The sequence below is a fragment of the Desulfobulbaceae bacterium genome, from assembly GCA_013792005.1.
In the GTDB taxonomy this organism is placed as follows: Bacteria; Desulfobacterota; Desulfobulbia; order Desulfobulbales; family VMSU01; genus VMSU01.
The window spans coordinates 1-8,214 of record VMSU01000019.1; the positions used below are offsets into that span (position 1 = coordinate 1).

At 54.3% G+C, this 8,214-nt stretch carries 4 protein-coding genes; all 4 read left to right on the plus strand.

Annotated elements, in window-relative coordinates; genetic code table 11:
• The first annotated feature begins 233 nt into the window (after positions 1–233).
• A complete protein-coding gene (locus FP815_00955; protein ID MBA3013510.1) occupies positions 234–3,740 on the plus strand; it encodes a DUF3883 domain-containing protein in 3,507 nt (1,168 codons plus the stop codon).
• Between the two features lie 179 nt (positions 3,741–3,919).
• On the plus strand, positions 3,920–4,540 hold the full coding sequence (locus tag FP815_00960) for an NYN domain-containing protein (protein ID MBA3013511.1): 621 nt from the start codon (positions 3,920–3,922) through the stop codon (positions 4,538–4,540).
• 46 nt (positions 4,541–4,586) lie between these two features.
• Entirely contained in the window at positions 4,587–5,267 is a 681-nt protein-coding gene (locus tag FP815_00965) for a DUF4145 domain-containing protein (GenBank protein MBA3013512.1), read from the plus strand.
• A gap of 4 nt (positions 5,268–5,271) precedes the next feature.
• The gene (locus FP815_00970) at positions 5,272–8,202 is read left to right on the plus strand and encodes a DUF1156 domain-containing protein (GenBank protein ID MBA3013513.1); all 2,931 of its coding nucleotides are present in this window, start codon (positions 5,272–5,274) and stop codon (positions 8,200–8,202) included.
• The last annotated feature ends 12 nt before the right edge of the window (positions 8,203–8,214 follow it).

Here is an 8,214-nt window from a genome sequence, read left to right on the forward strand (position 1 = left end):
GTTTCTATTATTGCAACAGGATTATTGCGGGAACTAGGAGGAAACAGGTTGACATTAAATTTTACTACGGGATATAGTCGCCAACGGGCTATACTTGCTAATAAAACACTAATAACACCAGCCAATTATTGCTGCAAAAGAAAGAAACTAACAATGTGCCTCGACCTACCACAATTTAAAAATGTGTCTTTGGTACTATTATCCGATGTCAGCCTAGCCAAAGACTCACTATGATCACCCTCGAATCCATCACCCCAGGTTTGGCGCTTACCGGCATTGAACCTTCGGTCATCTCCACCATTGTTGCGGTAGTTCCTATCGCCGATGGCGCAGTCCAGGTCATCTACAAGACCCCGGACGGCACACTCAAGGATCGTCTCTTGAATCGAGGGGACGAGACCTCGATCGATATAGCCACAGCCGAACGGCCCTGGTCCTTTGATGGCGATGGCGAGGCCTTCAAGCTCACCGTCGAGGCCAAACGTATTGACCTCGCCTTTCTGTTTGATCCGATGATGGCTGTCCACACCTCCAATGTGGATCCGCTGCCGCATCAGATTACAGCGGTCTATGAGTCCATGCTGCCCCAACAACCCCTGCGCTTCGTCCTGGCCGATGATCCCGGCGCGGGCAAGACCATCATGGCCGGCCTCTACATCCGCGAATTGATCATGAGGGCCGACGCCCGTCGTATCGTCATTGTCGCACCTGGTGGCTTGGTGGAACAATGGCGGGATGAGATGTTTGAGAAGTTTGGCCTGGAGTTCCGCGTCTTTTCAAAGGAGTTGGAATCCGCCACACCATCCGGCAATCCCTTTGAAGATCTTGATCATCTTATTGTCCGCTTAGACCAGATGGCCCGCAATGAGGACCTGCAGGATAAACTCTGCGCCGCTGGCTGGGACTTGGTGGTATTCGACGAAGCCCACAAACTGGCAGCCCATTTCTTTGGCAATAAACTGGAGAAGACCGGTCGCTTCCGATTGGCTGAGAACCTTGGTGCTCAAACCCGCCATCTACTGCTGATGACCGCCACCCCTCATAGCGGCAAGGAGGAGGATTTTCAACTCTTTCTCTCGCTCCTCGATTCTGACCGTTTCTATGGCAAATTCCGCGACGGTGTCCATAAGGTGGACACCTCAGACCTTATGCGTCGGATGGTCAAAGAGGAATTGGTCAAGTTTGACGGCACACCACTCTTCCCCGAACGACGGGCCTACACTGTCAATTATCAACTCTCTGACCTTGAGGCCTCGCTCTACGAGGCCGTCACCAGCTATGTACGGACTGAAATGGGCAAGGCCGATCAACTTGACGGCCAACGCAGGGGCTCGGTAGGTTTCGCCCTCACGGCCCTTCAGCGCCGCCTGGCCTCCAGTCCCGAGGCCATCTTCCAGTCTCTCAAACGACGCCGGGAACGCCTCGAACGCCGCCTGCGCGAGGATAATGTCAGCGTCCGGGGCCAGCGGATCCTGGCCGAGATCCTCGACACCCTCCCTGAAGATGACGACGATCTGAATGCCGACGAGCAGGAACAGCTTGAGGAATCCCTGGTTGATAGGGCGACGACGGCCCAGACCATCGCCGAGTTGGAGCAAGAAATCATCATCCTGCGCGGACTCGAACAGCAGGCCAAAACCCTGGTCGCCTCTGGTCAGGATCGTAAGTGGGATGAACTCTCCCGTATCCTCCAAAACGAACCGCAGATGTTCGATGCTGGGGGACGTCTGCGCAAGATCATCATCTTCAGCGAACACCGCGACACCTTAAACTACCTGTACGAGAAGATTTCCGGTGTCTTGGGTAGCCACCAGAGCATTGTCACCATCCATGGCGGCACCCACCGCGACGACCGCCGCAAGGCCCAAGCCCTTTTCCGTTCTGATCCTGATATCCGGATACTGGTCGCTACCGACGCAGCGGGCGAAGGCGTAAACCTCCAGAACGCTAACTTGATGGTCAACTACGACCTACCATGGAACCCTAACCGTCTGGAACAGCGTTTTGGCCGTATCCACCGTATCGGTCAGCAGGAAGTCTGCCACCTCTGGAACCTGGTGGCCAAGGAGACCCGTGAAGGCGATGTTTTTCACCGCTTACTGCAGAAACTGGAAGTCGAAAGTCAGGCATTGAAGGGCCGCGTCTTCGACATCCTAGGCGAAGTTTTTGAGGAGACCAGTCTCAAAGACTTGCTTATGCAGGCCATCCGTTACGGCGATCAACCCGAAGTTCGCGCCCGGTTGAGCACCAAGATTGAAAACGCCCTAGACCATGATCATCTGAAGAGCATCCTCGACCGTAATGCCCTAGCCAACGAGACCCTCGGACCGGAACGACTCTTTAAGGTCAAAGAGGAGATGGAAAAGGCCGAGGCCAGGAGGCTCCAGCCGTACTTTGTCCGCTCCTTTTTCATGAAGGCCTTTGACTCGCTAAACGGTTCCATGTATCCCCGTGAGTTGGAACGTTATGAAATCACCCATGTTCCTGGCGTTCTCCGTGAACGGGACCGGTTGATCACTGGCCGCAATCGCCGCGACCTGGCTCCGGTATTGAAGCGCTATGAGCGAGTCTGTTTTGCTAAGGATGCTGTACGCCCGGTGGAGCGACCAGGCCTGGTCTTCGCCAGCATGATTCATCCCGGCCATCCGCTCATGCTGGCTCTGACCGATGTGGTGCTGGAGCAACACGCCAATCTACTCCGCCAGGGTGCCATTCTTGTCGACCCGACGGACCATGGCGAGCAGCCCTCCTTACTTTTTCTCCTTACCCACGAGATAAAATCTGGGGACGGCCAGGTCATATCAAAACGTCTGCAATTCGTCCACGTCTTACCCGATGGCTCGGCCTCTTTCGCCGGTTGGGCACCGCACCTGGACCTTGAAGCCATTCAAGCCACGGCTCGTCCTCTACTTGATGAAGTCCTGGCTCAGCCTTGGTTGACCTCAGGCCTTGAGCAACGCGCCCTGGCCTTGGCCGCTTCAACGCTGGTGCCGGAACATTTTGATGAAATTGCTGGTCGCCGTATCGCCCTGGTGGACAAGACTCTGCACGCGGTCAATGAACGTCTGACCAAGGAGATTGATTTCTGGTCCGACCGCTACATCAGACTCTCTGAGGATCAGTCAGCAGGCAAGGATGTGCGCCTGCAGATGGACAACGTCCGGCGAACCCTTACCGATCTTGAAGCCAGGCTAGAGGGCCGCAAAAAGGAACTTCAGTCCATGCGTCATGTTACCTCCGCTACCCCTGTGGCACTAAGCGGCGCTTTGGTCATCCCTGCAGGTCTGATTAAAAAATTACGAGGGGACCCCGCTGTCGATGCTGCCTCTACGTTGTTCGGTGCTGATCCCGTTGCCCGTGCGCGCATTGAGCAACTCGCCATGAACGCTGTACGCGGCACTGAAGAGGCCCGTGGCTGCCGGGTGGTTGATGTCTCGGCCCAAAAATGCGGCTGGGACCTGACCTCATACCCGCCCATGGAGGGCACCAAGCAACCCCAGGCCCGTCACATCGAGGTCAAAGGCCGGGCCAAGGGCCAAACAACTATCACAGTCAGCCGCAATGAGGTATTGTATGGCCTCAATCAGGCAGACAAGTTCGTTCTGGCTATTGTGGTGGTGGATGGGGACCTAACCGATGGACCATACTATATCCGGGAGCCATTCAGTCAGGAGCCTGATTGGGCAGTGAGCAGTATCAACTTTGATCTGAGCGAATTGTTACGGAAGGCGGTGGGATGAGAAGACCCGTTGCCGGGATCAAAAAAAGAAACGCCCCCGGCGGAGCATATTGCTCTGCGGAGGCGTCGGGCCGGCAATACTCTCACCGGCGGGGTTTATGATTAAACTATGCAAACTTTATCAGGGGATGTCAAGATGTTTGTGATAATTTGTTGCGCGAAAAAGGAACACCCCAAGGTATGCAAAGAGTCATAGCCTACATCGATGGATTCAACCTCTATTTTGGTCTTCGGGAGAGAGGTTGGCGAAAATATTACTGGTTGGACTTGGTCAAACTAACCCAATCATTGTTGAAACCTGACCAGGTTTTGGTCGCGGTCCACTATTTTACAGCCCGTATCCGTGATGCTGGCAATAACAGCAGTGATTCCAAACGGCAATCCACTTACCTGGATGCCTTGGCCACTCTGCCTGCCATAACCATCCATGAAGGCCATTATCTCCAGAAAAAAGTACAGTGCCGTAAGTGTGGAGCGATATGGCCCACCTTCGAGGAAAAGATGACCGATGTCAATATAGCAGCCCAACTGCTGGTCGATGCCTTCGACAATCGGTATGATACCGCCCTCATTGTCTCAGGCGATAGTGATCTCACTACCCCGGTCCAAAGGGTCAGGGAGCGGTTCTCGGACAAGCGTGTCGTTATTGCCCTGCCGCCAAAGCGCCATTCCCAGCAGTTGACCTTGGCGGCGAACGGAGCCTTCACCATTGGTGAGGCCAAATTACGGCAAAGTCAGCTACCGGCACAAGTCACCGGGGGTGACGGCTATGTCCTGCAACGGCCCGAGCATTGGCGTTGACAGAGAATTTTAAAGAAAATCGCCCGAGGCGAACAGGGAATTATCTATGACACATCCCGTCAAGACTGACGATATCAAAATTATTCGTGCCCATTGCAACCGGTGTGGTCATAAGACCAAACACGACGTTGTCTTTGAGCGACGGCAGGAAGATTCCGAAATAGTTGATCCCTACAATGGTTACGAAATTTCGTGGTTTACAACCTACACGATGTTGGAGTGCCGTGGCTGTGAAGATGTCTGTCTGAAGCAAATCAGTTGGAATTCAGAGGAAGAAGGAAATGAGGAAGTCTATTACCCTCCTCGGGTTGCGAGAAGACATCCAACATGGTTCAACGAATTACACCCCGACTATCAAGCCTTGCTCGCCGAGATATACGCAGCTCTTTACACCGACAGTAAAAGGTTGGCCATGATGGGGCTGAGGACGGTAATAGATATCTTTATGGCCCGTAAGCTCGAAGATTCACTGGGTTTTACTGAAGGTATCAAAGAGTTGGTCGAGCAAAATTACCTCACATCGCGGAGTAAAGAAATCATCGAAGCTGCTGTTGAGGCAGGAAATGCATCGGCTCATAGGATGCACAATCCTTCAAGTGATCAATTAAATGCTGTAATCGACATCGTTGAGAACCTCATTCAATTTGATTTGCTTTCCGCATCTGCTGAAACCTTGAGAAAAACGACACCGCCACGTCCCTCACGCAAGAAGAAAAAAAAGGAGTAACCATTTGCCAATCAAGACCCCCAAGAAGCTTATAGAAGTCGCTTTACCGCTCGATGCCATCAATGCTGCTTGTGCCCGAGAAAAGTCTATCCGCCGTGGACATCCTTCGACGCTTCATCTGTGGTGGGCCAGACGACCATTAGCGGCTGCGCGGGCGGTGATCTTTGCTCAAATGGTTAACGACCCGTCGTGGAAGTGGGAACTTGAAAATCCAGGTGCTATCCCACCGGGTAACCTCAAGGCCTCATGGGCGGCAAGCAGGAAGCGGTTGTTTAAGATTATTGAGGAAATGGTGCTTTGGGAGAACAGCAACAACGAGATTGTCCTCGATAAGGCTCGGGCCGAGATCCGCCGCTCTTGGCGGGAGGTCTGTGAGTTGAACATAGACCATCCCCAGGCGGGAGAGTTGTTTGATCCCGAAACCTTGCCCGGCCTGCACGATCCCTTTGCTGGAGGTGGGGCTATTCCTTTAGAGGCCCAGCGTCTTGGGCTTGCGGCCTATGCCTCGGATTTAAACCCGGTGGCTGTGTTGATCAACAAGGCGATGATTGAGATCCCCCCCAAGTTCTCGGGTCGGCCGCCTATAGGGCCTTTACTGCCGGGTGAGGGTAGGCAGACCTCCATGGCCGGCAAGGACTGGTCTGGGGCTAAAGGCCTGGCCGAGGATGTTCGGCGTTATGGACACTGGTTACTGAAAGAGGCGGAAAAGAGGATCGGCCACCTCTATCCCACAATCGAGGTCACAGCCAGCATGGCCAGCGAACGGGAGGACTTGCGGCCACTGGTCGGCAAGCAACTGACCGTCATTGCCTGGCTTTGGGCGAGGACGGTGAAGAGTCCCAACCCGGTCTTTTCCCATGTTGAAGTGCCACTGGCATCCTCCTTTGTCCTCTCCATCAAGGAGGGCAAAGAGGCCTATGTTAAGCCTGTCATCGCTGGAGACAGTTATCGCTTTACAGTGCAGGTGGAACCACCACCAGAGGCGGCGAAGGCTGGCACAAAGCTGTCAAGGGGCGCAAATTTCCGCTGCCTGCTATCGAATGCCGCTATTGAGCCACAATATATCAAGGCAGAAGGTGTGGCCGGGCGGATGGGGCAAAGGCTAATGGCAATTGTGGCTGAGGGTCAGCGAAGCCGCGTCTATCTCTCGCCAACAGCAGAGCAAGAGGCTATCGCCCACCAGGCACAACCACAATGGCGCCCGGATACGCCATTACCTGATGATCCACGTAACTTCTGGACATTGAATTACGGCCTCAATAAATTTGGTGACCTATTCACCCCTCGCCAATTGCTAGCTCTGACCACCCTTTCCGATTTAGTCGTCGAGGTCAGAGAAAAAGTTAAGACTGATGCCATGTGTGCTTTATTAGATCAGGCCCAGTCATCCCCTGATGCTCCTCTTGATCAAGGCGGAACCGGACCCACCGCTTATGCCGATGCGGTGGCCGTTTATTTGGCCTTCGCTGCAAGCAAGACAAGTAACCGGGCCAGCACGTTGTGCACCTACAAGATTGGTGTCGAATGTCCAGGGGACACTTTTGGCCGACAGGCCATCCCAATGTCTTGGGATTATGCTGAAGCCAACACATTGGGAGGCCCAAGCGGGTCATTTCAAAGCATGGTAGACAATACAGTCGCAGGACTCTTATCAAATAATACATCTCTTGGAGCCATTGGTTGTGCTTTACAACTTGATGCCGCTTCCCCGCCAATCAGCGCCCAAGTAATTAACAAGGTTATTTCGACCGATCCGCCTTATTACGACAATATCAGTTATGCTGACCTTTCTGACTTTTTCTATGTTTGGCTACGCCGTGCCCTGAAACTGGTATTTCCAAGTTTGTTCTCCACAATGGCCGTGCCCAAGGCCGAGGAACTGGTAGCTTCACCCTACCGCCATGGTGGCAAAGATCAGGCTGAGGTCTTTTTTTTGAACGGTATGACCCGAGCCATCCACACTCTAGCACACTCTGCCCATCCAGCCTTTCCGGTCACCATTTACTACGCCTTCAAAGCGGCTGAAACTAAGGAGGTCGGCACGGCCTCTACCGGCTGGGAGACCTTTCTCGAAGCTGTGTTGCATGCCGGCTTCGCCCTCACCGGTACCTGGCCGATGCGCACCGAGCGTGAAAATCGAAAGATTAACCAAGGCACCAACGCCTTGGCCTCCTCAATCGTCCTCGTCTGTCGTCAGCGATTAGCCGACGCCGCCACCATCTCTCGCCGCCAATTCCAGCGCGAGTTGAACGCCATCCTGCCCGAAGCCTTGGACGAGATGACTAGAGGCGCGGAGGGTGACCACTCACCGGTGGCCCCGGTGGATCTCTCCCAGGCTATCATTGGTCCCGGAATGGCGGTCTTCTCCAAATATGCTGCTGTGCTGGAGGCAGACGGTTCGACCATGGGCGTCAAAACAGCGCTCCAGCTCATCAACCGTTTCCTGGCTGAGGACGATTTCGATGCCGACTCCCAATTTTGCCTGCACTGGTTCGAGCAGCACGGTTGGAGTGAAGGTAATTTTGGTGAGGCCGATGTCCTGGCCCGCTCCAAGTCGACCAGTGTCAGCGGACTGAATGAGTCCGGTGTACTTTTCAGCGGCGGAGGCAAGGTCCAGCTACGCAAATGGACCGACTATCCCACCGACTGGGATCCCACCACCGACATCCGTCTGCCAATCTGGGAGGCCCTGCACCAGTTAATCCGCGCGCTGAAACAAAGCGGCGAAGCGGCTGCTGGGGCGCTCCTTGGTGTCCTTACTGGCAAGACCGAGGCCATCCGCCAGCTTGCCTATCGTCTCTACACCCTGTGTGAACGTCAGGGCTGGGCCGAAGACGCCCGCGCCTACAATGAATTGATCACCTCCTGGTCCGGTATCGAGGCTGCAGCGGCAATGCCCGAGACCATCACCCCACAACTCAACCTATTTGATTGAGAGGAGTAACTA

Bases quoted from the DNA above. Each gene is read 5' to 3' on its own strand.
- FP815_00965 (MBA3013512.1), top strand. From the start codon at position 4,587: ATGACACATCCCGTCAAGACTGACGATATCAAAATTATTCGTGCCCAT.
- FP815_00960 (MBA3013511.1), top strand. From the start codon at position 3,920: ATGCAAAGAGTCATAGCCTACATCGATGGATTCAACCTCTATTTTGGT.